25 protein-coding genes are annotated in these 23386 nt (G+C 63.1%); 18 read left to right on the forward strand and 7 right to left on the reverse strand.

Annotation, left to right across the window (positions count from 1 at the left end):
• The first annotated feature begins 109 nt into the window (after positions 1 to 109).
• A complete protein-coding gene (locus tag ACP146_RS05225; protein WP_422365708.1) occupies positions 110 to 712 on the forward strand; it encodes a hypothetical protein in 603 nt (200 codons plus the stop codon).
• A gap of 40 nt (positions 713 to 752) precedes the next feature.
• Here the strand turns inward: ACP146_RS05225 and ACP146_RS05230 are convergent, their stop codons facing one another.
• On the reverse strand, positions 753 to 1637 hold the full coding sequence (locus ACP146_RS05230; protein ID WP_422365709.1) for a TIGR01459 family HAD-type hydrolase: 885 nt from the start codon (positions 1635 to 1637) through the stop codon (positions 753 to 755).
• Between the two features lie 458 nt (positions 1638 to 2095).
• On the opposite strand from ACP146_RS05230, the gene ACP146_RS05235 reads away from it, so the two are divergent.
• The 4 genes from ACP146_RS05235 to mtnA all read left to right on the forward strand — a co-directional run bounded on the left by ACP146_RS05235 (position 2096) and on the right by mtnA (position 4910).
• Positions 2096 to 2443: an ArsR/SmtB family transcription factor gene (locus ACP146_RS05235; RefSeq protein WP_422365710.1), complete on the forward strand. Its 348-nt coding sequence runs from the start codon at positions 2096 to 2098 to the stop codon at positions 2441 to 2443.
• Between the two features lie 72 nt (positions 2444 to 2515).
• Positions 2516 to 3025, forward strand: a complete 510-nt coding sequence (locus ACP146_RS05240) for an arsenate reductase ArsC (protein WP_422365711.1) — start codon at positions 2516 to 2518, stop codon at positions 3023 to 3025.
• 18 nt (positions 3026 to 3043) lie between these two features.
• On the forward strand, positions 3044 to 3742 hold the full coding sequence (locus ACP146_RS05245; RefSeq protein WP_422365712.1) for an MIP/aquaporin family protein: 699 nt from the start codon (positions 3044 to 3046) through the stop codon (positions 3740 to 3742).
• Positions 3743 to 3812: 70 nt separating this feature from the next.
• Positions 3813 to 4910, forward strand: coding sequence for an S-methyl-5-thioribose-1-phosphate isomerase (gene mtnA / locus ACP146_RS05250; RefSeq protein ID WP_422365713.1), 1098 nt, complete (start codon positions 3813 to 3815; stop codon positions 4908 to 4910).
• Here mtnA and ACP146_RS05255 read toward each other — a convergent pair.
• Positions 4907 to 5725, reverse strand: coding sequence for a helix-turn-helix domain-containing protein (locus tag ACP146_RS05255; RefSeq protein ID WP_425032273.1), 819 nt, complete (start codon positions 5723 to 5725; stop codon positions 4907 to 4909). The two genes, mtnA and ACP146_RS05255, sit on opposite strands and share 4 nt — an antisense overlap.
• Positions 5726 to 5869: 144 nt before the next feature.
• Here ACP146_RS05255 and ACP146_RS05260 point away from each other — a divergent pair, with 144 nt between their 5' ends.
• Positions 5870 to 6868, forward strand: a complete 999-nt coding sequence (locus ACP146_RS05260) for a type II toxin-antitoxin system RatA family toxin (protein WP_422365715.1) — start codon at positions 5870 to 5872, stop codon at positions 6866 to 6868.
• 15 nt (positions 6869 to 6883) lie between these two features.
• Here ACP146_RS05260 and ACP146_RS05265 read toward each other — a convergent pair whose 3' ends face one another.
• Complete coding sequence (locus ACP146_RS05265; protein WP_422365716.1) at positions 6884 to 7732, reverse strand: DUF2189 domain-containing protein; 849 nt, start codon at positions 7730 to 7732, stop codon at positions 6884 to 6886.
• Between the two features lie 192 nt (positions 7733 to 7924).
• On the opposite strand from ACP146_RS05265, the gene ACP146_RS05270 reads away from it, so the two are divergent.
• Positions 7925 to 8539 (forward strand): LysE family translocator, encoded by a 615-nt coding sequence (locus ACP146_RS05270; protein WP_422365717.1) that lies wholly within the window; start codon positions 7925 to 7927, stop codon positions 8537 to 8539.
• A 108-nt stretch (positions 8540 to 8647) separates the two neighbouring features.
• Positions 8648 to 9061 carry a DUF1761 domain-containing protein gene (locus tag ACP146_RS05275; protein WP_422365718.1) on the forward strand — a complete coding sequence of 138 codons (414 nt, stop codon included), beginning with the start codon at positions 8648 to 8650 and terminating at the stop codon, positions 9059 to 9061.
• Between the two features lie 151 nt (positions 9062 to 9212).
• Here ACP146_RS05275 and ACP146_RS05280 read toward each other — a convergent pair whose 3' ends face one another.
• A complete protein-coding gene (locus tag ACP146_RS05280; protein WP_422365719.1) occupies positions 9213 to 10061 on the reverse strand; it encodes a phytanoyl-CoA dioxygenase family protein in 849 nt (282 codons plus the stop codon).
• Between the two features lie 185 nt (positions 10062 to 10246).
• Between ACP146_RS05280 and ACP146_RS05285 the strand changes: the two genes are divergently transcribed.
• Positions 10247 to 10666, forward strand: coding sequence for a globin family protein (locus ACP146_RS05285; protein ID WP_422365720.1), 420 nt, complete (start codon positions 10247 to 10249; stop codon positions 10664 to 10666).
• 33 nt (positions 10667 to 10699) lie between these two features.
• Here ACP146_RS05285 and ACP146_RS05290 read toward each other — a convergent pair whose 3' ends face one another.
• Positions 10700 to 11566, reverse strand: a complete 867-nt coding sequence (locus tag ACP146_RS05290) for a LysR substrate-binding domain-containing protein (protein ID WP_422365721.1) — start codon at positions 11564 to 11566, stop codon at positions 10700 to 10702.
• Between the two features lie 141 nt (positions 11567 to 11707).
• Here ACP146_RS05290 and ACP146_RS05295 point away from each other — a divergent pair, with 141 nt between their 5' ends.
• Both ACP146_RS05295 and ACP146_RS05300 read left to right on the forward strand, forming a co-directional pair.
• Complete coding sequence (locus tag ACP146_RS05295) at positions 11708 to 12157, forward strand: globin family protein (RefSeq protein WP_422365722.1); 450 nt, start codon at positions 11708 to 11710, stop codon at positions 12155 to 12157.
• Between the two features lie 47 nt (positions 12158 to 12204).
• On the forward strand, positions 12205 to 12489 hold the full coding sequence (locus ACP146_RS05300) for a DUF1330 domain-containing protein (protein ID WP_422365723.1): 285 nt from the start codon (positions 12205 to 12207) through the stop codon (positions 12487 to 12489).
• A 12-nt stretch (positions 12490 to 12501) separates the two neighbouring features.
• On the opposite strand, the gene ACP146_RS05305 is transcribed toward ACP146_RS05300, so the two are convergent.
• Positions 12502 to 13254, reverse strand: a complete 753-nt coding sequence (locus ACP146_RS05305; RefSeq protein WP_422365724.1) for a winged helix-turn-helix transcriptional regulator — start codon at positions 13252 to 13254, stop codon at positions 12502 to 12504.
• Between the two features lie 142 nt (positions 13255 to 13396).
• Here ACP146_RS05305 and ACP146_RS05310 point away from each other — a divergent pair, with 142 nt between their 5' ends.
• The gene (locus tag ACP146_RS05310; protein WP_425032278.1) at positions 13397 to 14812 is read left to right on the forward strand and encodes an FAD-binding oxidoreductase; all 1416 of its coding nucleotides are present in this window, start codon (positions 13397 to 13399) and stop codon (positions 14810 to 14812) included.
• A gap of 19 nt (positions 14813 to 14831) precedes the next feature.
• Here the strand turns inward: ACP146_RS05310 and mtnK are convergent, their stop codons facing one another.
• On the reverse strand, positions 14832 to 16115 hold the full coding sequence (gene mtnK, locus ACP146_RS05315; protein WP_422365726.1) for an S-methyl-5-thioribose kinase: 1284 nt from the start codon (positions 16113 to 16115) through the stop codon (positions 14832 to 14834).
• A gap of 131 nt (positions 16116 to 16246) precedes the next feature.
• Here mtnK and ACP146_RS05320 point away from each other — a divergent pair, with 131 nt between their 5' ends.
• From ACP146_RS05320 to ACP146_RS05345, 6 genes are all read left to right on the forward strand, one after another.
• Complete coding sequence (locus ACP146_RS05320; RefSeq protein WP_422365727.1) at positions 16247 to 17272, forward strand: hypothetical protein; 1026 nt, start codon at positions 16247 to 16249, stop codon at positions 17270 to 17272.
• A gap of 310 nt (positions 17273 to 17582) precedes the next feature.
• On the forward strand, positions 17583 to 18605 hold the full coding sequence (locus ACP146_RS05325) for a carbohydrate ABC transporter permease (protein WP_422365728.1): 1023 nt from the start codon (positions 17583 to 17585) through the stop codon (positions 18603 to 18605).
• 10 nt (positions 18606 to 18615) lie between these two features.
• The gene (locus ACP146_RS05330) at positions 18616 to 19455 is read left to right on the forward strand and encodes a carbohydrate ABC transporter permease (protein WP_422365729.1); all 840 of its coding nucleotides are present in this window, start codon (positions 18616 to 18618) and stop codon (positions 19453 to 19455) included.
• Between the two features lie 4 nt (positions 19456 to 19459).
• Entirely contained in the window at positions 19460 to 20569 is a 1110-nt protein-coding gene (locus ACP146_RS05335; protein ID WP_422365730.1) for an ABC transporter ATP-binding protein, read from the forward strand.
• 3 nt (positions 20570 to 20572) lie between these two features.
• On the forward strand, positions 20573 to 21679 hold the full coding sequence (locus ACP146_RS05340; protein WP_422365731.1) for an ABC transporter ATP-binding protein: 1107 nt from the start codon (positions 20573 to 20575) through the stop codon (positions 21677 to 21679).
• Between the two features lie 83 nt (positions 21680 to 21762).
• Positions 21763 to 23301 (forward strand): ABC transporter substrate-binding protein, encoded by a 1539-nt coding sequence (locus ACP146_RS05345; RefSeq protein WP_422365732.1) that lies wholly within the window; start codon positions 21763 to 21765, stop codon positions 23299 to 23301.
• Positions 23302 to 23386 lie beyond the last annotated feature (85 nt).

The raw sequence follows: 23386 nt of genomic DNA on the forward strand, positions 1-23386 counted from the left end.
GTCACTTGCTGCCTGGAAAGGCGCCGCTATGATCGCGGCTGGGAAGTGGCAAGCCGGAAGACCAGTTTTCGCGAAATGACTTTTTTGCTTTTTTTAGGAGGGGAAGACGATGGCCGATGCAAACGACAGCCGGAAAGACGTGTCGATTTTTGACGAGACACTTCTGGCTTCATCGCAGATCCGGCTTTTTGGGCGGATTTTCCGTGGATTGAAGCTCGACGAAGAGGGCTTGCAGGCGTTCAACGACGACGGCCGGCCGTTCAACAAGAATCCTTTGACCGACAAGCTCGATCCGGAGCTCAAGCCGCGCTTGGCGCGCATCTACGGTTTCTCTTACGAGGGCAGCTACTACAAGCTGCAGGCCCCTTACGTCTTTCTGGTTCATGGCCCGGGCGTCGAGATCAAGGAACCGACGAACATCGCCGACGTCGGTATCGAAATGAAGGACGAGCGCTTCCTGGAAGGCGTCAAGATGTGGTCCTACGACAAGGTGGACTTCACGGTTCGCATCGATGTCGTCAGCGGCTGGCTGGAAGAGATCCTTCTGGACGCGGCAATCGGCAGTGCGAGCAACATGACCGCGGGCGAGTTCACCACCCGTGCCGATATGGCGGCCCGCGCCGATATGACTGCGCGGGCGGATATGACCGCGCGGGCGGACATGGCGGCACGTGCGGATATGGCCATGCGCAGCCGTTTCAAAGGCAAGTAACGGCCGTACTGCTTCGGTAAAGGCTTCCCGACAGGCCGGGCTACCAGGTCAGGCCGTGAAGCAGAAAGTCGGGCTGCGCGCCGTAGCGGCGCGTCAGTGCGGCGAGGCGGCTCTTGAAATCCGGTGTCGTCGCCGGGCTGCCGAGGTCGTCGCGGTGGATGCCCTGTAAAATCAGGGCGCTGCTGAGGCCGGCTCCGGCGGCGCCGACGATGTCGTGCGCCAGGGAATCCCCTACGGCGAGAACGCGGCGTGCCGGCATTGGGGAAACCGCCTCAAGTATGGAGCGGTAAACCAGCGGATGGGGCTTGCCCACATAGATCACGCTGCCGCCGGCCTCCTCATAGCTTGCCGCCAGCGCCCCCGGGGCGGGGTGCAGGCCCTCGGCGGTGATGCCGGTTACATCGGGGTTGGCGCAGACCAGGGTCAGGCCTTTGTTGCCGGCCTCCGTCAGAATTCCCAGAAAGGTCTCAAGCGAGGGCGGGCTGTCGCCAAAGCTTGCCAGCAGCATGAAGTCGGCCTCGGCAACGCTCTCCACCAGCTCGACGTTCAGACCTTCCAGCAAGGCGCGCTCGGCTTTGCCGCCGAGCGGCAGGCAGCGCAGCGGACCGGACTTGTCACCGCCGCCACGCAGCGCATCCGGTTGTCCGTTCAAGAAAGCGCGTGTCACCTCGCCGGAAGTGACGAAGTCCTCATAGAGATCGGGGGCGATACCAAGTCCCGCCAGGCGCGCTGTATTGGGCTCCTTGCGTTTGCCGGAGTTCGACAGGATGAACACCCGTTTCCCGGCCTCGCGCAGCGCCGCGAGGCAATCCAACACCGCGGGATAGAGTTCCGTCCCGTTGTGCAGAACCCCGTATTGGTCAAGCGCGAAGGCGTCGAAGTCTTCTGCAACGGCGCTGAGGCCCTGCAGCTGGATGGGACTCATAAGAGGGTTGTCGCTTTCTCGTTTTCAATCATCGGGCCTGAGCCGCGAGGGCTGTCATATTTCTGCAAGGCCTCCGCATTAACGTGAGCCAAAGAACCGTAAAAGCGCCGCCGCCGCAATCCCGGAAGAACGGGGTCGCCCTGTTCCGGTAAGGCGGTAGCGGCCGGAGGCGGAAACATGCGAGGCGGCATCGAATCAGCCGGCCGGGAAACAGGCGAAGACAAAGCCCTGGGCATCTGCGCCCCTGGAGCCGTCGAAGCTGGGGACGGCCACGGCCAGCACCTAGGTTACTTTCGTTTTCTCCCTCAACGCCAATTGTCCGACCGGCGAAGACAAGGTCCGCCTGCTTTGAGGCGCGGCTGGCCAGCGCTCCCCATCTGCAAGGCATTCAATAAAGCTTATCTTTCGGGCTTGCCATATTTTGATATTTTTATAAATATAAAAATATGGAAGAGAATTTGGCCATATCTGCGCTTAGCGCCCTGGCTCAGCCAACCCGGCTGGCGGCGTTTCGGCTTCTGGTCCGCGAGGGGCCGGAAGGGCTGCCGGCCGGGGTTCTGGCAGAGCGCCTCGCGGTTCAACCGGCGACGCTGTCGTTCCATCTGGCGCAGTTGGAGCGCTGCGGTCTGCTGGTTTCCCAGCGGCGCAGCCGTCAGATCATCTATGCGGCGGACTTTGCCGCAATGCGCGGGCTTGTCGGCTTCCTGCTCGAGGATTGCTGTCATGGCCGCCCGGAAATCTGCGGCGACCTTCTGGGAGAACTGCCGGCAGATGACGGGCCCGGCAAGTCAGCACCGGCAGCGTGAGCTTGCGGGGCAGGGGCCATGGGACCGACAGGACGTTTACCTGTCCCGGTGATTTAGGAGCAATAAGCGACCATGACTGACAGAGTTTACAACGTGCTGTTTCTCTGCACCGGGAACTCGGCGCGCAGCATTCTGGCGGAATCGATCCTCAACCGCCTGGGCGCGGGGCGGTTCAAGGCCTACAGCGCCGGCAGCCATCCGGCCGGCCGTGTTCATCCCTATGCGATCGATCTGCTGCGGCGGTTGAACCATCCCGTCGACCACCTGGCCAGCAAGTCCTGGGATGTTTTTGCGGGCGAGGGCGCGCCCCAGATGGACTTCGTCTTCACCGTCTGCGACAACGCGGCGGGGGAGGCTTGCCCGATCTGGCCGGGTGCGCCGATGCGCGCCCACTGGCCGTTCCGCGATCCCGCTGCCGCCGAGGGCACCGAGGCTGAGAAACGTCAGGTCTTCGCCGATGTCTACGGGCAGATTCATAATCGCGCGGAGATTTTCGTGAACCTGCCGATGAGCGCCCTCGACAACCTGAGCCTCCAGAAGCGGCTGGACGAGATGGCAACGTCTTTTCCAGAGTCCGCTTAGCCTGAAAGGTCGCGAGCCGTGAACCAAGACCTTTCCCGCCGTCTCGCTGCGGAAGCCCTCGGCACCGCCTTTCTCCTCGCCGTGGTCGTCGGCTCCGGCATCATGGGCGAGTCCTTGGCGGGCGGGAATACCGCCATCGCCCTGCTCGGCAACACCATCGCCACCGGCGCCATTCTGGTTGTGTTGATTCTGATCTTCGGGCCGCTTTCCGGCGCCCATTTCAATCCTGCGGTAACCCTCTCCTTTGTCATGCAGGGAACCCTGGAAAAGCGCATCGCGCTGCTCTATGTGGCCGCACAGATCGCCGGCGGCCTGGCCGGCATGCTGATCGCCCATGCGATGTTCGAGGAGCCACTGTTCCAGGCTTCGGAAAAGCTGCGTACGGGCCCGGCGCAGTGGCTGGCGGAGTTCGTCGCCACCTTCGGCCTGCTGGCGACGATCCTCGGCTGCGTCAGGTTCCGGCCCGATGCCGTAGCCTATGCCGTGGGGCTCTATATCACCGCGGGCTATTGGTTCACAGCCTCGACCTCCTTCGCCAATCCGGCGGTGACTATAGCGCGCAGCTTTACCGACACTTTCTCCGGCATTCGCCCGCTCGATGCACCGGGCTTCATCATCGCCCAGTTATTGGGTGCGGTGGCCGCGACCCTGGTCTTCGCTTGGCTGCTGGCCCCCAAGGCGGCAGAGTCATCTGCTTCCGAGCAGGCCGCCGAATAGCAACCCTGGTCCTCGCCGCTCAGCCGATTTAGGATGCCGCCTCGATATTGCAGAGGGACGAGAGGCATTCATGAAGGTCGACGGCAAGCCATACAGAACCATCTGGGTGAACGGCGACGGCTGGTCGGTGGAGATCATCGATCAGACCAAGATGCCGCACGTTTTCGAAACCGTGACCCTGAAGACCGTGGCCGATGCCGCCCATGCCATCAAGGCGATGCTGGTGCGCGGTGCGCCGCTGATCGGTGCGACGGCGGCCTATGGCATCTGTCTCGCCCTGCGCGAAGACGACAGTGACGAAGCCATCGACCGCGCCCATGATCTGCTGATCGGGACGCGCCCGACGGCGGTGAACCTGCGCTGGGCACTGGACGAGATGCGCGAGGCCCTGCGCAACCGCCCGCGCGGCGAACGCCTGGAAGCGGCCTACAGGCGCGCAGGGGAGATCTGCGACGAGGATGTTGAGATCTGCCAGTCCATCGGCCGCCACGGCCTGAAGATCATTCAGGAAATCGCGCAGAAGAAGCCTGCCGGGGAGCCGGTGAACATCCTGACCCATTGCAACGCCGGCTGGCTGGCCACCGTCGACTGGGGCACCGCGACAGCGCCGATGTATATGGCCTTCGAAGAAGGCATCCCAGTCCATGTCTGGGCCGACGAAACGCGGCCGCGCAACCAGGGCGCCTCGCTCACCGCCTGGGAACTGGGTCACCACGGGGTCTCTCACACCGTCATCGCCGACAACGTCGGCGGCCATCTGATGCAGCACGGCCAGGTCGATCTCTGCATCGTCGGCACCGACCGCACCACGGCGTCAGGCGACGTCTGCAACAAGATCGGCACCTACCTGAAGGCTCTGGCGGCCTACGACAACGGCGTGCCCTTCTATGTTGCCCTGCCGTCGACTACCATCGACTGGAGGGTGCACGACGGGGTGAAGGAAATTCCCATCGAACAGCGCAGCGGCGACGAGGTCTCGCAGATGACCGGCCGCACGGCGGCCGGCGCCATCGAGACCGTCACCATCACGCCGGACGGCAGCCCGGTCGCCAACTACGCCTTCGATGTGACGCCCCGCCGCTACGTCACCGGCCTGATCACCGAACGCGGCGTCGCCGAAGCTTCACCAGACGGTCTGGCAGCGCTGTTCCCGGAGCGGGCGGGTTAGGTCCGAAAGAACGCTTCCGTCTCTTCGTCCGCCGGGAAGAAGTGTTCGACCCGCACCTCCTGCAGGGTCACATCGAAGGGGGTGCCCAGGGTGGTGATGGTGGTGAAGAAACTCAAATTGTGACCGTCTTTTTCGAAGGTCGTCGTCAGCACCGGCGCGCGCCATTCATGGGCGGTTTCCAGCGGGCAGTGCTGCGGCACGTCGGGATAACGATAGAGGGCGTCGATCAGGTCCACCATGTCCTGCGGTTCGCCGGCGGCGATTGATTCCGCCCGCATGCGACAGAGCAGGAAATGGGCGACCTTCTCCCAGTCCTTGATGTAGGGCCGCAGGCCGTCGGGGCTGAACAGCACGTGCATCAGGTTCGGCTGGCCGCCGGCGGCAAGATCCGATTGAGCATCCGCCATGAGCAGCGCCATCAGGCGATCGGCGCCCTGGTTGGCGCGCTGCAGGTTCGCCAGGTGATCGATGACCACCGCCGGGTAGGGCTCGTGCTTTTGCAGCAGATGATCCAGCGCCTTGGTCACCGCCGCCATTTCCGGCTCCGAGAGATCGCTCTCCCTGTAGCGCGGGGCGAAGCCTGCCGCCAGCAGCAGGGCATTGCGTTCCCGCAAGGGAATCTCCAAGGCCTGCCCGAGGGACAGCACCATGCCTTCGCTGGGCCGGGCCCGGCCGGATTCGAGAAAGGAGAGGTGGCGCTGGGAGACGTCGCAGCGCAGCGACAACTCCAGTTGGGAGATGCGCCGCGACTGCCGCCAGGACTTCAGGCGCTGGGGGAAGCTCTCGCTGCGGCTCAGGGTGGTCATGACTGTCATTCCGGCATTCTGGCGAAAAAGAAACCAGCGGCCAATTACCTGTCAGGTAATTGCGGGGTGCCGCCGTGGAGCACAGTCTGCCGCCCAAGTTCCGTAAAGGCCAAGACTCAAGACACCCAGTCTCAGATCAAGGAGTTTCCAGCCATGTCTGACCTCCCCTCCAATCAGCCGTTACCACACCAGGCCAATGACGGCCTGCTGCGTACCGCGTTGAAAGCAAATGCCGCCCTGTCTCTGACGACAGGGGTGATCCTGATCATCGCCGCCGGCCCACTGGCAGCCTGGATGAGCCCGCTTGCCGAGGCGCTTTTCGGCCTCTCGACGGTGGCGCTGCTGCGTCTGACCGGGATCGAGTTGTTGGTTTTCGCCGCGCTGCCCTTTTGGGTTTCCAGACAGGCCCGCTTGTCGATTCCGCTGACCCGTCTCGTTATCGCCCTGGATCTTCTTTGGATTGCCGGTTCCGCCGCTCTGATTCTTGTCCTGCCCCAGGCTCTGACCACGGGCGGCGTCTGGGTCGTCGGTCTCTCGGCGTTGCTGGTGCTGGACTTCGTGCTGCTGCAAGGTTTCGGGCTCTGGCAGCTTTATCAGGGCCGTGCCGCCGTTGCCCTGCGCCACGAGGGCCGCGACCTGCATATCCACGCCGCGAACCTGGTGGATGCACCGCCGGAGGTGGTCTGGCGCGTGATGGCCGATCAGGAAGGTTACGCCGACGTCGCCGACAACATCGGCAAGGTCCAGGTGCTGGAGGGATCGGGCCTGGGTATGATCCGCCAGTGCAGCGACACCGCCGGGCGATCCTGGCGAGAGCGCTGCACCTTCTGGGAAGAAGGCCGCGCCTTCACCTTCGTCGTCGACACCGAGGCCGCGGACTACCCCTATCCCCTGGAGTACCTGCAGGGGCGCTGGTCGATGACGCCGGTGGGCGATTTGGTTTCGGTGGAGATGGACTTCATCGTCAGGCCCAAGCCCGGTCCGATGAACGGGCTGCTTTTCCGGATGCTGCTGGGCATGCTGCTGCCGGTTTGTGACCGCCTGCTGGCCAGTTGGGCCACGCGTATGCAAGGCGAGACGGTGGCGGCCTGGGCCCGGCCCGAACCGCGTAAGCCCGAGCTGCGTAAGCCCGGCCTGCGCAAGACCGCCTGAGCAGGACTGGACCGTTCAGATCGCCTGGGGCGGGGCCGGCTGCGCGGCCCGGTCCTCCGGGTCTTTGCCTTCCGAGGCTACCAGCTTGCGGTAGAGATGCCAGGTGGTGTGACCGAGGATCGGCAGCGCCAGGAACAGACCGATGAAGAAGGGGGCGATGGCGATCATCAAGAGGATCATGATGATGAAGGCCCAGCCGATCATCGGCAGCGGATTGGTCACCACCGCGCGCACCGAGGTGATCATGGCGGTGACAAAATCGATCTCCCGCTCCAGCAGCAGCGGAAAGGAAACCACGGTGAGAGAGAACAGCACCAGGGCCATGGCCGCACCGATGACGTGGCCGACCGCCAGGAACATCAGACCTTCCGGCGTGCCCAGCACCACCGAGACGAAGCCGTCCAGGGTAGTGGGCGCGCGCAGGCCGATGAAAAGGGCGATCAGAATGCGCACCTGATACATCCAGACCACGAGGATGAAGAGCGAAACGAAGGCCATCCAGCCCAGCTCACGCTTGCGCTGCGCCACGATGACTCCCAACACGCCGCGCCAGTCCAGCGCCGTCCCGCTTTCGCGCCGCCGGCTCACTTCGTAGAGCCCGACGGCGACGAAAGGTCCGATGAGGGCGAAGCCGACCGCCAGGGGGTAGGAGAGATAACCGACGTCAAGCGCGGCTGCGCAGAGCACGATCAGCATGCCGCCGACGGCGTAAACCCCACCGAAGAAGAGCCCGAAAAGCGGCGCGGCCCGAAAGTCGCTTAAGCCCTGGCCCAGCGCATCGACGACTTCCCCGGCGCCGATGGTCCGCACCCTGGGGGCCGTTTTTGGCGTTTCGGTGCCAATGTCAGTCCGCTCGTCGGTCATGGCTTTGTCATCCCGGCTGATTGCTGATGTGATACCCCAAGCGCCCGAACCCTCCCTTGATCTGGATCAGGCGGCTTGCGGCCTTGATTTCCAAGCACTCCACGGTTTCCGTGAACTCTGCTAAACCTCTAATATAGTTCGTATTGTTTCTTTGCCGAATTTTTTGGAAATGGGCTGGTAATGGCAATTTCGATGTCGTTGGAGTCTTTTTTGGCCTTTCTGGTGGCGATGTCGCTGCTTTCGCTGACCCCGGGACCGGGCTTCCTGGCGGTGGTCGCGCGCAGCCTGACGGGCGGGCTGGCATCCGGCTTTGCAGCCATTTCCGGTCTCATTCTGGGGGACATTCTCTTTCTCATCCTTGCCATTGCCGGTCTTTCGGCGCTGGCGGCGGCGATGGGCGAGTTTTTCCTGATCGTGAAAGTTATGGGCGCCGGCTACCTGATCTGGCTTGGGGTCATGACCTGGCGCAGCAAGGCGCCACCGCCCAGGCTGGAGGCTGCCGCGGGACGGGCCGATCTGCGGCGCTCCTTCGTGTTGGGCTTTGTGGTCACCCTCGGCAATCCCAAGACGATCCTGTTCTACAGCGCCCTGGTGCCGACCTTCATCGATATCGCGGCCCTGACCACGGGGGACGTGGCGCTGCTCAGCCTGGTGGTGGCGGTGGTGTCGCTGGTCATCCTTGGGGCCTATGCTTTCCTGGCGACCCGCGCCGGACGCTCGATCACCTCGCCGCGTGCCTTTCGCTGGCTGAACCGGGCGACGGGCGGGCTTCTGGTGGGAGCCGGCGTCGCCGTGGCGACGCGCTAGAGAACAAGTGGCGACGCGGTAGAAACCAAAGCCGTCGCAGCGGCGACGCCCTAAGAATCAAAATCGTCGCAGTGGCGGCGCGTTAGAAACAACAAGGGGAGGGGGATCATGGAGTTTACCGGCATCAACTATCTGGCGGTCCTGGCTGCCGCTGCGACCAGCTTTGTCTTTGGAGCGGTTTACTACACGGCCTTGGCGAAGCCCTGGATGGCCGCCCTCGGCAAGACCGAGGAAGAAGTGAAGGCCGGTGCCGGGCCGGCGCTCTACATCGTTACCGCCGTCGCCCAGTTGGTCATGGCCTTCATGCTGGCCGGCGTGATGGGCCATCTGGGGTCCGTCACCATGGGGGTGACCGGCGGCCTGACCACCGCCTTCTTCGTCTGGCTTGGTTTCGTCGCCACCACCCTGGTGGTGAACCACGGCTTCCAGGGCGCCAAACGCAGCCTGACCGTCATCGACGGCGGCCACTGGCTTGGCGGCCTGCTGATCCAGGGCGCGGTGATCGGGTTGTTTGGCGTTTAATGAGGTTCCCCTCACCCTCCCGCTTCGCGGGCTCCTCCCTCTTCCACGCGGGGAGAGGGTACCTAAGCGGCTCTTCTTGTTTCCCCTCTCCCCTCGTGGGAGAGGGCCGGGGTGAGGGGGCTTCCGCGCAGCGGAGAAGGTGCTCTGGCCGTCAATCCACAAACATCGGGCCGGGCTTGCTGTAGAGGTCTTCGTAGTGGACGAGGCTCTGTTCTCCAGCCAGGGGGCAGGGTTCGCCGCCGCGGAAGGCCCATTCGCCGCGGTCGCAGTTCTCAGCCGTCACATAGCCGTTGATGTAGAAGCGCCGGTCGATCCCTGAACGGTTGGGGCCGGAGCCGTGCAGCGTGTGCACATGCCAGAGCGCGACGTCGCCCGGCGCCATGTCCAGGGTGACCGTGTGGTCGGCATCGACGCCCAGGCGGGCGAGGTCGGCCCTGTCCAGGGCTTCATGCATCGAGGGCCGCTGCGGATCGAAGGGCAGTTCGCCCAGGCGGTGGCTGCCGGGGCAGACTACCATGGCGCCGTTGTCTGCGCGGTGCGGGTCGATGGCGATCCCGGTCTGCACATAGGAATTCGCCAGGTCGCGGAAAGCCGCGCGCGGACGGCGGGAGCGTGAGTCCTGATGAAAGCCGAACTCGGCGTCGCTGCCCGGCGCCTTCCAATGCATCTGATTGATGATCTGTTTCAGATCATGGCCGATCAGCGGTTGCAGGATCTCCAGCAGACGCGGGTCACGGCGCACCTGTTCCAAACCCGCGTCGATCCAGCCGGGCCACTGTACGAGGCGCAGCACGCGCCCGGCGCGGGGGTCGTCCGCAAGGCGGAAAAAGGTGTTCCGGTCGCGCCAGTTGCGCCCGCCGGCCAGAGCCCGCGCCTCGATCCCGTCGAAGGAGTCGGCCATGGCGGCGACCTCTACGGAGCTGAACACGCCGCGGACGACAGCGTAGCCATCGGCATGGAAAGCGGCGGCGGCAGGGGTGCTCGCTGAAGGGCTGATCATGACGGTCTCTGCATAGCACGCCCGGCCCGCGCCGGGGCACGGCTTTCATCAGATTGAACTTTTCCGGACTTCATACGACCCACGGTCGGGTGCGTCTGCCGCGGCAAGGAAATGGCCTGCGGACAGGACGGCGCACCGCAACCCAAAGCCGCGCCACACCAAGGCAAATGTTTCGGAGAGAACTGATGACACCAAGCCAGATTGAAATCGTTAACAAGACCTGGAGGCAGGTCCTGGCCCTGGGCGACGAGGTGGCCAAGCTGTTTTATGACCGCCTGTTCGAGATTGATCCTGCGGTCAGGCCGCTGTTTACCGCCGACAATATGCCGGAGCAGCGCAAAAAGCTGATGCTGATGCTGGGCGCTGCCGTCGCGGGGCTTGAGGATCTCCATGCTCTGGTGCCGGTTCTCCAGGACCTCGGCCGACGTCATGTCGGCTACGGTGTGACGGAAGACCATTATGATTCGGTGGGCGCCGCGTTGCTCTGGACCCTTGAACGGGGATTGGGCGAGGCCTGGAACGAGGACGTGAGCGAGGCCTGGGCGGCGGTTTACGCGCTGGTCGCCGAGGTCATGATCGATGCGGCCCGGGACGCCGCTGCCTGAACCTGCTGCCTGACTCTGGGGGCTTCTTCCCCGTCAGTGCCGGCGGTGCTTGCTCTTCAAAACCTCCGCCAGGGCGTCGATCTTGGCGGAGCCGGCACCCTTGCGCCAGAACAGCATGGTCCAGGCCTTGTCTCGGTTTTTGGGCAGCGGATGCAGCGAAAGGCGCCTGCGCTCGGGATAAGTGACCAGCACGCTCTTTGGCAGCAGGGTGATCCCCATGCCGACCAGAACGCAGCCAAGCATGGCGTAGTATGAGGCGAGCTGCAGGGTCTGAGCCGGCGTTTCACCGCGTTCCGTGTACCAGTCCTCCAGGCGTTTTCGATGCGGACAGCCGTTCTCGAAAGCGATCATGGTGCGTGGGGCCGGTTTACCCGGAACGATGGGCGGTTGATCGGCAGCGGCGACCAGCACCAGTTCTTCCTCAAAGACCGGTATCTGCTCGAACTGTTCCCTGGCAATGGGTTCTGCGGCCAGTGCGGCATCCAGATCTCCGGCCAGAACCGCACGCGCCAACTGCTCCGGGTTGCCGGTGCGCAGCTCGATGTCGACCTCGGGGTAGCGTTTCATGTAAGCACTCAGCGGTGCCGGCAGCCGCACGGCCGAGGTGCTTTCCATGGAGCCGAGGCGGAAAGTACCCCGCGGCCGCGAATCCTGCACGGCCTCCCGCGCTTCTTCCGCCAAGCCCAGAATCCGGTCGGCATAGTCGAGCAGCACCCGGCCTGCCGGCGCCAGGTGCAGCCGCTTGCCCTGACGGATAAAGAGCGCCACCCCCAACTCCTCCTCAAGCTGGCGGACCCGGGTTGTTATGTTTGACTGAACCCGGTGCAGGCGTTCGGCGGCGCGGGTGATGCTGCCTTCTTCGACAACGGTACGGAAGATGGTGAGATCGGATAGATTCATTATCTCATATTGAGAATGATTAAATCATATATTTTCATTTTATAAGATAATGGAAGTTTGGTAAAGCCACGCTTGAAAAGACGCCCGACATTGTCGGACTATCACCGGAACGCCTTCAGTCGCCGCGATTGGAGAAACGCTATGACCCCCGTACAGACGGCCTTACTCCGGGAAACCTGGGAGCAGGTCATCCCGATCGGCGACGCTGCAGCCACCCTTTTCTATGATCGCCTCTTTGAGATCGATGAAACAGCCAAACCGCTCTTTGCCGGTGTTGACATGGCGGAACAGCGCCGGAAATTGCTGAAGACGCTGAATGGCGTGATCGAGGGCTTGAACGACCTTGAAGCCCTTATCCCGGCCATTCAGGATCTCGGCCGGCGTCACGCCGCCGTTGGCGTGACCGATGCGCAGTATGATTCCGTCGGCGCCGCCTTGCTTTGGACACTTGAAAAAGGGCTGGGCGACAGGTGGAGCACGGAAGCTCAAGTGGCCTGGGCGAGAGCCTATGGTCTGATCGCCGACACCATGCGTGAAGCAGCGAAAGAAGCTTCCGATCCGGGTGCAAAGGCCGATAGGCTTGCCAACTGAGTCCGCAGAGTTCGTTACCTTACCTCAGTATTATCAGGAGAAGAGATATGGTCGCCTATTGGATCGCCCATGTAACCGTTACCGACGAGGCCGTTTACGGCGACTATGCAAAGCTTGCGACGGAGGCCGTGACCAAGCACGGCGGGCGCTTCCTTGCCCGCGGCGGGCGTCATGTCACCAAGGAAGGCACGGATCATGCGCGCAACGTCGTTGCCGAGTTCCCGTCCTTCGAGGCCGCGGTCGGCTGTTACGATTCGCCGGAGTATCAGGAGGCCCTGACCTACGCCAGCCGTTCTTCTGAGCGGCATCTCTCCATTATCGAGAGTGTCTGACGCCGGGCCCGGTCAGGCCCGGACTTTGGCGGTCTTGTTTTTCTTGGCAAGGTCCCGCTCCTTGTCGGGCCGCCGCCGTTCGAAGGGGGCAAGGGCCGAAAGCATCAGCCATCGCGGCAGGGCGCGCTTCAACTCGGTCGGCCCCTCCAGCCGGATGGCGCCGCCGGCGATCTCCCGCCTCAGGGAGCGGAAGCCTCGCCAAGCATCAATGAAAAGCCGCAAGTCGGACATCACCTTCACGTCGACCTCGTAACCCGGATCTTTCAGGCACATCTCCACCTTGCCGTCAGTGTTGACGAGCCAGAACCGGCGGCTGTCTCTGGGCGCGCCTGTGAACTCGAATGCCAGCACGGTGCGGTCGGGCGGCATGGCTGCGGTATTGATGCGCTCATGCATGCTCCAGACCAGGAACCCGGGATCGAGATCTTCCGCAGTCATGTCCCTTGCCCAACGCTGGCCCCAGGCCGCCAGTTCCATGATGATCGGCTCCAGCTCCCAGCCGGCCTCACTCGGTTCATAGCTGTAGCCGTGCCCGCCGGGCAGGGGGCGCCGCTCGGCCATGCCCGCCGCTTCGAGCTGGGCGAGACGCTGTGAAAGCAGGCTGGCAGACATGCGCGGGACACCGCGGTGAATCTCGTTGAAGCGGCGGCAGCCGTCGATCAGACGGCTCATCACCAGGATCGCCCAGCGTTCCCCCAGAACCTCACAGGCCAGTGCAAGGGGACAGTACTGACCATAGCCACGGGTCACGGATCCACTGGTCATGGCGGTCTCCTCTCGGGTGCGGCGGATTCAAGAATGCGCCACCGGCCGGCCAGGGTCCACTCCAGATTTAGGAGTAGTTTGCCCTCTGGTCAGGCGCCAGACTGCCATGAAAGTCGCGCCCCCAAGCCACGAGACCCTTCCCATGCGCCAATCCCTGCAACAAGTTCCTCCGGCCGCCGCCGCCCTGGGTCCGGCGGCCATCGACGCTCTGGCCTCCCGACTGCGCGGCCGCCTGTTCGACCGCGATGCCCCCGATTACGACGAAGTCCGCGCGGTCTGGAACGCCATGATCGATCGCCGGCCCCAGCTGATCGCCGTCTGTTCCGGTGTCGCGGACGTGATCGAAGCGGTGAACTTCGCCCGCGATCAGGGCCTGCCCCTGGCGGTGCGCGGCGGTGGCCACAACATCGGCGGCTCGGCGCTCTGCGACGACGGCCTGGTGGTGGATCTCTCGCAGATGCGGTCCGCCCGCGTGGATGCGCAGGCCAAGCGCGCCTGGGTGCAGGGCGGCGCCCTTCTGGGCGATCTCGACCGCGAGACCCAGGTCTTCGGACTCGCGACACCGGGCGGCGTGATCTCCCACACCGGTGTGGCGGGCCTGACACTCGGCGGCGGTTTCGGCTGGCTGTCGCGCAAGTACGGTCTCACCGCCGACAACCTGTTGGTGGTTGAGTTGGTGACGGCGGAAGGACGGTTGATCCGCGCCTCGGCGGAGGAACACCCCGACCTCTTCTGGGCGTTGCGCGGCGGCGGCGGCAACTTCGGAGTGGCGGTCGGTTTCGAGTTTCAACTGCATCCCGTGGGTCCGGAGGTGCTCTTCGGGCCCACCCTCTATCCGCTCGACCAGGCCGCCGCCGTCTTGCGCAATTTCCGCGACGTCGCGCCGGGCCTGCCGCCGGAGGCCTGTGCCTGGGCCGACATGCTGACCGTGCCGCCGCTGCCCTTTCTCGATTCTAGCTACCACGGCACCCGGATGATTTCGATCATCCAGTGCTATGTCGGCGATTCCGCGGAGGGCGCGGCGGCGCTGGCGCCGTTACGCGGCTTCGGTGCACCAGTAGCTGATGCGGTCATGCCGCGGCGCTATACAGAGGCGCAGTCGATCTCGGACAGCTTCTTCAGCCACGGCCTGCGCAACTACTGGACCTCGGCCAACTATGTGACCCTGAGCGACCGCAGCATCGATGCCTTTGTCGATCTGGCTCAGAGAACACCGACGCCGCAGTCGGAGGTGATGATCCATCTGGTCGGTGGAGCGATCAACGACGTGGCGCCGGCGGCGACCGCCTATCCCCACCGCGATGCGGTCTTCGTGCTCAGCCCAGGCGCCCGCTGGAGCGATCCGGCCGACGACGGCGCCTGCATGGCCTGGATCGGCGACTGCCGTAAGGCCCTGGCGGCGGAATCGAACGGCGGTGCCTACGTGAACTTCATCGCAGAGGGCGCGGGCCGGGAGCGGGAGGCCTATGGCCGCAACTACGAACGCCTCGCCGAGGTGAAGCGCCGCTACGATCCGCATAACCTCTTCCGCATCAACCAGAACGTGGCACCGGGATGAGTCGGCGGGCGCTTGCCCGTCAGTAGGCGTCGCGCGCTTTTCGGGCCGCAGCCGTCACCGCTTCGATGCTGCGATAGTTTTCCGTGTTCACCATCAGGTCGCGGGCAAGCCTAAGGCAGCGGGTTTCGCAAAGGGCTCTGGCGCCCGGGTCTTCGATCCACTCCAGGTCGATGTTGTGGGCGAGGCCGAGGATACGGCGGATCATCTTGGCGGCGGCGAAACCGATAGAGTCGGCGAAGAGACGGTCCATATAGACCTCCTGCTCGGCCCTCAGGGCTTCAGGCCCTGCGCCTGCGGTAAAGAGGATGTGCGGGTAGGCGTCGCCCGCAGCCCGGTCGCGCCAGAGCGCCAGAAACTTTCTTCGGAACTCGTTCCAGCACCCTTCGACCGCTTCCAGCACCCAGGTCTGATAGTCCTCCCGCGGGTCGCCGGGCTTGGCGTGACCGTCCTGGCTGAAGTAGTTGATCAGCAGGTTGGCAATCACCGCGCCGATGTCGAATCCCATGGGTCCGTAGAAGGCGAACTCCGGATCGATCACCCGGGTATCGCTTTCCGTGACCATGACCGAGCCGGTATGCAGATCCCCATGCAGCAACGCCTGGGCCTCGGAGAGGAACTTCAGCTTGAGGCGGGAGACCGCGACCTTCAGCGCGCCGTCCTCGCGAAATTCGTGGGCGATGCCGTCGAGCTGCGGCGTGGTCCAGCGATTGTTCTCCGCGATCATGTAGGGCTCGGTGAAGATCAGGTCTTCGGTGATCTTGCAGAGCGCGGTATTGCCGCAGAACGCGGCAATGGCAGCTTTCTTTTCATCGGCCGGCAGGGCGAGGTCGGAGGTGTGGAACAGCGTGCGGGCCATGAAGTCGGTGATGGCCTCGACGAAGTCCGGGTAACGGATCGCCTTGATCATGCCCTGGCGCATGATGATGTGCGGCCGCAGCAATTCCATGACGATAAGGGCCAGGGTCTCGTCGTAGTGCAGCACCTCCGGCACCAGGCCGGGCGCGTGTTTGGCCTGGGTGGCGAGCGCCATCTGCTCAAAGTGCGCGCGGCTGAGGGGCAGGGGCCAAGACTCGCCGACAAGGCGGACATAGGGCAGCGCTTGTTTCACCGCGACGCCACCGGCGGGTCCGTCGACGATGAAAACCAGGTTCAGGTTGCCGTCGCCGACCTCGCGTACCCGCCAGTCTGCCTGCGCACCGCCGAGCCGTGCGGCGACGGCGGGTGCGCCGGCCAGATAGGCCGGCAGACTGTCTTCGTCTTTCGGGGCGTAGCCCTCCGGCACCGGTAGTCCCTTATCGGCCATCACCCTTCCCCGTCTCTCAATCCCATCGTGGAGGTTGATATCGCAGATTTGCTCGGTGATGCAACACAATGGGGCTGTCCGGACAGGACCGTCGAGGGCGATCATCATGAAATCAGCCGACGATCTCTCTTGTGACCTTCTTAGGTTTTCGCGGCGGCTTTGAACGATCTGCGCAGGTACCGCGACTGAGTTGGGAATGCCTGTGGGGGCACATCTCAATCGAAGCTTTCCTCAATCGCCGGGGGACGAGCATACTTAAGGAGATATTCGTGTCCAAATTATTGAAGACAACAGTTCTGGCTCTGGCGGCATCCGCTGCAATTACCGGTGCCGCACAATCCGCCCAACTGCTGCAGCAAGTGAGCCTTTCCGCCTCTCCCGATGTGCCGAACAAGCTCCCAAAGCTGGAGTACATTCTCAAGGACGGCAAGTACGTTCTGGGCAAAGGCGCTGAGCAGCCTTTCGTCAAGTTCAGAGTCAAAGCGAAGAAGATGAACGATGGCCGGATCGTTTCCTATCGGGTTGAAAGCCAGGACTCGGGTAAAAAGTTTGCCAGTGCCGGGGCCTTCTATGAGAAGAAGATCGACATATCCTTCAAGCACAGAGTGCGCGGCGATGAACTGAACGCACTTGTCTCTGCGGGCCGCAAGATCTGCGAAACCCAGGGTGATCGGGACAAAGTGGTCAAACAGCTGATCAAGCCCGGCCTGCGCTACAAAATGGTGGTGCGCGCGGTCGCCCTGGCTCGCAAGGGGGAGGATATCGAACATCGTCAAGCCAGGGTTTCCGTCCAGGTCATCTGTCATCCGGAAGAGTTCCAGGTGAAGGACGCCGACCTTACAGTGAAGTTCGATGGATCGCCGTTTAGCTGTCCGGTAAAGGCTACGTTGACCGCGAAGTTCAAGACCAATAAACCCGGCACCTTCAAGTTCAATCTCTACCGGGGCGACGGTGAGTTCCAGTCCGTCACGAAGACGGCCGGAGAATCCGGTATCGTAACTTTCAAGAAGCACTACACCTTCAAAAAGGCCACAGACCGCAAGTACCTCATTGCGGTGATGGGCCACCCGATCTCCACCCAGTGGGTGCCGATGAAGGTGAAGTGTAACCCCAAGACCGGCGGCTTCCAGACTGCGCCAAAGCCGCACAACAACTGACGCGTAGACGTTGTCTGAAATCGATCGCGCCGGTGCTCCCCTGGGAGTGCCGGCGTTCTCTTGTGCGCGTGATGTCTTGCTGTCAGGGGCGGCCCGGTCTTGGTCCCTTGACTTCGACCCCGGACACGACGAATGATAGGACAGGTGTCGTAAGACACCGCAAGGCACGGAAAAAGAATTAGAACAAGGCGTTGGGGAGGATTCTGGGGATGCAGGTGGCTGCAGCCTCGGCCGTTTGGGGGGCCGTGCGCGGTATCTTTGCAATCGATTGTGCAGAATCGCTTCGGGGACGGGAGCGATCGCACAACTGATGGTGGATGGCAGCGCAGCAGATGAGCCTTCCGGCGGCAATTCGGCATTGGGACGCCGCCTCGACCGTGGCGATCCCGCGACCTTTCCCGAATGGTTCAATACCCGAAAGCCGCGCGCCAACCTGATCGTCGCGCGCTGGGTGCCGCTGGCCCTGGTTGGCCTGCCGGTGCTCGTACTGTTCTGCATCGTGGTCTATCCGACCGTCTGGATGTTCTACCACGCTCTCCACGACACCAACATGATGCGCCTGTTTCAAAGCAACTGGAGCTGGGTTGGCTTTGAGAACTTCGCAACGGTGCTGTCGTCGCCGCGCTTCGGTGATTCGGTCGTGCATCTCGGGATCTACCTCACCTTCGGCGCCTGTCTTCAGGTGCTCTTGGGGGCGGCGCTGGCGCTGATCCTCTATGAACTGGTGAAGAACAACTTCCTGCGAGTGGTGTTCCTGATCGCCATGGTGCTGCCGATGATGCTGCCGCCGTCGATCGTGGGTGTGCTCTGGAAGTTCCTGCTGACGCCGTCCAATGGCGCGATCAATCAGGCGCTGCTGAACCTCGGCCTCATCGACCAGCATATCGAGTGGTTCAACGCCGGCATGTCGCTCTGGACCATTATTATCGCCGACGTCTGGAACTGGACCGCCCTGCCGCTGCTGATCGTCTATTCCGGCCGGGTTTCGCTGCCGCCGGCGGTCTATGAGGCCGCGCGGGTCGACGGCGCCGGAACCTGGACGACGCTCCGGCGCATTACCCTGCCGATGTTGAAGGAGGTGATTGCCATCGCCTTCATCGTGCGTTTCATGGATGCCTTCAAGTTCGTCGATCTGGTCTTCATCATGACCTCCGGCGGCCCGGCCCAGTCCTCCGAGTTGCCGGCCTATATCGCCTTCCAGCGCGGCCTGAGGGAGTTCGCCATCGGCGAGGCGGCCGCCTATGCCATCATCATCTTCCTCGTCTCCGCCGTGCTTATCACCCTCTTCCTGAAGTACCTGAAGAAGGTGCTGAAAGCCCAGGGTTTCGCATGAGGGGTTTCGCATGAGCAGATCCAACTACGGTTTGGTGAAGTACCTGTTCCTCGCCTTCATGGGGCTCTGGCTGCTGATCACGCTGTTTCCCTTTTACTGGCAGATCATCACCGCCCTGAAGTCGGCGGCGGAGACCAACCGCACGATCCCGACCTTCTGGCCGGAAGTGCTGCATCCCGAGAATTTCGTCGCGGTCTTTGCCGAGGCTTCCAACTTCAACGCTCTGGTGGACAGCTTCATCATCGCCACTGGCAATACCCTGGCCTCGCTCTTCCTGGGCACCTTGGCCGGCTATGCCTTCGCGCGCTTCCCGCGCCAGGCCGGCGGCGAGAATATGGCCTTCTGGGTGCTGTCGAACCGCATGTTCCCGCCGGTGGCCGTGGTGCTGCCGATGTTTTTTCTTTTCGATGCCACCCCCTGGGGTACCGACAGCCACATCACCCTCATTATCCTTTACCTGGTCTTCAACATGCCGCTGGCGACTTGGCTGATGATGGTGTTTTTCCGCGACGCTCCGCGGGAGTTGGAGGAGGCGGCCTATCTGGACGGCTACACGCCGCTGCGCGCTTTCTTCAAGGTGACGCTGCCGCTGGTGCTGCCCGGTATGATCTCGGTCGCCATGCTGTGCTGGATCTTCGCCTGGAACGAATACCTCTTCGCCAACCTTCTGGTCGGTACCAACGTGCGGACTTTCACCATCGTCATTCCGACCTTCACCCACGGCAGCCAGACGCTGTGGAACCTGCAGATGGCCTTCAGCCTGATCGCCATGCTGCCGCCGGTGATCCTCTTTATCCTGCTGCGCCGCTATATGGTGCGCGGCCTCTCCCTTGGCGTCGTGAAGGGGTAGGGCGATGGCGCGGCTTGAGATAGAGGGGCTCTGCAAGGGCTGGGACTTTCCGGTCATCGACCGTCTCGACCTGACGGTGGAGGAGGGCGAGTTTTTCGTCGTGGTCGGGCCCAGCGGCATCGGCAAGACCACGCTGCTGCGGCTCGTCGCCGGTTTGGAGCGGCCGGATGCCGGGACCATCCGGGTCGGCGAGCGCGACATCACCGCTCTGCCGCCTTACCGGCGCAAGGTGGCCATGACCTTCGAGAGCTATGCGCTCTATCCCCACCTCTCGGTTTTCGAGAACATTGCCAGCCCGCTGCGGGCCCGCGGCATGGCCAAGGCGAAGATCGAGGAGACGGTGATCGGTGTCGCCAAACTGCTGCGCATCGAACAGTTGCTCAACCGCCGCCCGGGCGAAATCTCCGGCGGTCAGAAGCAACGCACGGCCCTCGGCCGCACCCTGGTGGCGGAGCCCGATGTCTTCTTGTTGGATGAACCCATCAGCCATCTCGACGCCAAGATTCGCCATGAATTGCGGTTGCAGTTCCATACCCTGGAGGAACTGCGCTCCGTAGCCACGCTCTATGTCACCCACGACTATGCCGAAGCCCTGTCTCTCGGCGACCGGATCGGGGTGATGGGCAACGGCGGTCTTCTCCAGGTCGGCACGGCGCGGGAGATTTTTCAACGGCCACAGCATCTCTTCGTCGCCCAGCATCTGGGGCAGCCGAGCATCAACGTCGTGGAGGCGTCGCTGAGCCGGACGGACGGCGACCTGCGGTTTACCGCCGAGGCCGGCAGTCTTGCCCTGCCGGTTGCCGGACCGCATAGCGAAGTGCTGGCCGCCCACAAGGCGGGGCGCATCACCGTCGGCATTCGCCCCCAGCACGTGCAGGTGGCGAAGGCGGGCGCGGAGACCAACGGCGCCGCGGTGGTCGAGGCCAAGGTGGAGATCTTCGAGGCGCTGGGTGCGACCGGCATCCTGATGGCCGAAAGCGGCGGCGTGAAGCTGATGGCGCTGACCCCGCCGGATGCCGAATTTCAGCATGGCGAGCCCGTGAAGCTGGCGCTGCGCAACGAGGCCTTCCTCTATTTCGATGCCGATAGCGGCCGCAACGTGATGGTGAGCTGAACCATGGCGCGGGTCTCGCTGAAGGATGTGAACAAGATTTACCGCTCGCGCCATGACGAGGTGCATGCGGTAAACGATCTGAACCTCACGGTGAATGATGGTGAGTTCGTGGCGCTGCTCGGGCCCTCCGGCTGCGGCAAGACCTCCACGCTGCGCATGATCGTCGGCCTGGAGGAAATCTCCTCCGGCCAGATCCACTTCGATGATGTGCTGGTGAACGATCTGGATTCCCAGGCGCGCAACGTTGCCATGGCCTTTGAGACCTATGCGCTTTACCCAAACTTCACCATTGAGGAAAACCTCGCCTTTCCGCTGGAGGTGCGGGGGCTTTCGGCGCCGGAGCGCAAGAAAAAAGCGCGGGAGATCGCCGAGATTCTGCGCATCGACGATATCCTGGATCAGCGGCCGGGATCGCTCTCAGGCGGCCAGCAGCAGCGGGTCAGCCTTGGGCGCGCGTTGATCCGCGATCCCGCGGTGTTCATCCTGGACGAGGTGATGAGCCACATCGATGCGCATCTGAAATTTCAGATGCTGTTCGATTTGAAGGCCATCCATCAGGAACTGAAGAAGACGATGATCTACGTCACTCATGATCAGGTTGAGGCGTTGGCCCTGGCCGACCGGGTGGCGGTGATGAGCAACGCCGAACTGCGGCAGTTCGGCACCCGCAACGATCTTTATCATACCCCGGCCAGCGTTTTCGTTGCCGACTTCATCGGCGAACCGCCGACCAACTTCTTCGAGGCCGAGCTTTTCACCGATCAGAAAGGCACGGCCCTGCATGTTGCCGATTCCGACCTGGTGATCCAGATCGACCAGCAACACGCGCAGCGGATCGCGCGCTGGAACGAGAGCAGGCTGACGATCGGTATCCGTCCGCAGTCGCTCCACCTGAACGGCGACCGGAATCTGCCTGCGCTGGAGGCCGAGGTGGCGATCAACGAATATCTCGGCGAGCGGTCGATCCTGACCCTGACCAGCGGCGCCTGCCGTTTTCGCGCCGTGGTCGACGCGGACACTGCCGCGGCGCGGGGCGAAAGGGTGCGGGTTCACTATGCGCCCGAAGATGTGATGGTATTCAGTGGACAGACGGAGTTGATTATTCTCTAGAGGCAGAAGCCAAAGCGCAGTCCTGCGCAGAACCGTCCGGTCCGTTCGGCGGTCCGGCAAAAAAGAAGAGGGAGGAAGAAGCTATGGGTCTCTTTAGCGGATTTACACGGCGGAAGTTCCTGCAAGGCGCGGCGGCCGGCGCCGCGGCAGCCGGCGGCATGGCGCCGGGAATGTCCTTTGGCGCTCAGGCGGTGCCGCCGGGCAAGAAGCTCTTCAAAGACATCGAACTGACCTACTTCCAAGACTCCAACTGGCTGCACTCGCCGCTCTGGTTGTCGCCGCACCTGATGAAGGAAGCCGGTGTCGGCATCAAGAGCCGGGAGAACTACGACGGCGGCGACGCGGTCGCCAAGATCCTGCCGCAGCTCCTCTCCAAGCGCCCGCGCTTCGACTGGGTGCAGTTCCCCAGCCTCTTCTTCGGCGCCTTCGCCGAGACCGGCCAGCTTGAGCCGCTCGACGACTACTTCGCCCAGTACGAAGGCAGCCAGGACTATCTCGATTGGGTCATGCCAGCCTATCGGGAGTTCTACACCAAGTGGGACAACAAGACCTACGGCGTGATGCTGGACGGCGATATCCATATCCTGCACTACCGCAACAGCTACTTCCAGGATGCCGGCCTGCAGAGCAAGTTCTCCAAGCGCTTCCAGCGCGACCTGGAGGTGCCGAAGACCTGGCTCGACTTTGTCGATGCGACGCAGTTCTTCACCGAAGAACTCAGCAGCCAGGGCATCTACGGCAGTTCCATGGTGGTGAACCCGCCGAACTTCGGTTGGGGCTTCTGGATGGATATTGCCGCTTCCGCCGGGGTGAACTACTTCGACGAAAACATGAACCCCACCATCAACCAGGGTAAGGCGGCGGAAAGCCTGGATATCTACAAGGAGATCATCAAGTTCGGCCCGCCGGGCGCCGAAGCCATGGACATCGGCACGACGATCCAGCGCTGGCAGTCCGGCTCCGATGTCATGTCGGTCTGGTGGATCGATCTGTCGGAGTTCACGGTCCAGCAGCAGGGCCCGGAACTGGCCGAGGATCAGCGCGGCGCCATTGTGCCGGGCTGGGTGAACGATGACGGCTCGATCACCAACCGGGCCATGTCGCTGTGGTGCCGCACCGCCTCGATTCCCAAAAATATCCCGCAGGATATCAAGGACGCGGCCTTCTACTTCATCTACCGCATGTCCCATCCCGACTATTCCAACGAAATGGTGGCGGACGAGTACTGCGGTTCGGATCCCTATGGCCGGAGCCACTACGGCGATGCCGCCGCGCAGCTCTATCTGCAGGCCAACCCGCAACGCGGCACCGACAACGACCTCTGGTCGACCAACGCTGGTATCTTCAAGAACTTCGACACCGCGAAGAACCATCTGGATGCGGGGCTCGCCAACGTCGAGGTCGGTTATCCGCAGTTCTTCTGGGAAGGTACGCCGGAATATGCCGATGCTCTGGGGCGCAACATCTCCAAGGCGGTTTCCGGTGAACTGACCAGCCAGCAGGCGCTGGACGAGGCGGCGGAGGAGTGGGCGCAGATCGCCCAGAAGCTCGGTCTCGACAACCAGAAGCGTCAGTACAAGAACTTCATCGATGGGGCGCGGAAGCTCGGCTACAAGATCTGATCCTTCCGGCTTTTGTCTTTCGCGGCGGCCTCACGCTTCTTTCCCTGGCGCGTGGGGCCGTTCCGCCCCTTTGATGATTTTGATC

The organism is Pelagibius sp. (assembly GCF_965249265.1).
Classification (GTDB): domain Bacteria; phylum Pseudomonadota; class Alphaproteobacteria; order Kiloniellales; family Kiloniellaceae; genus Pelagibius.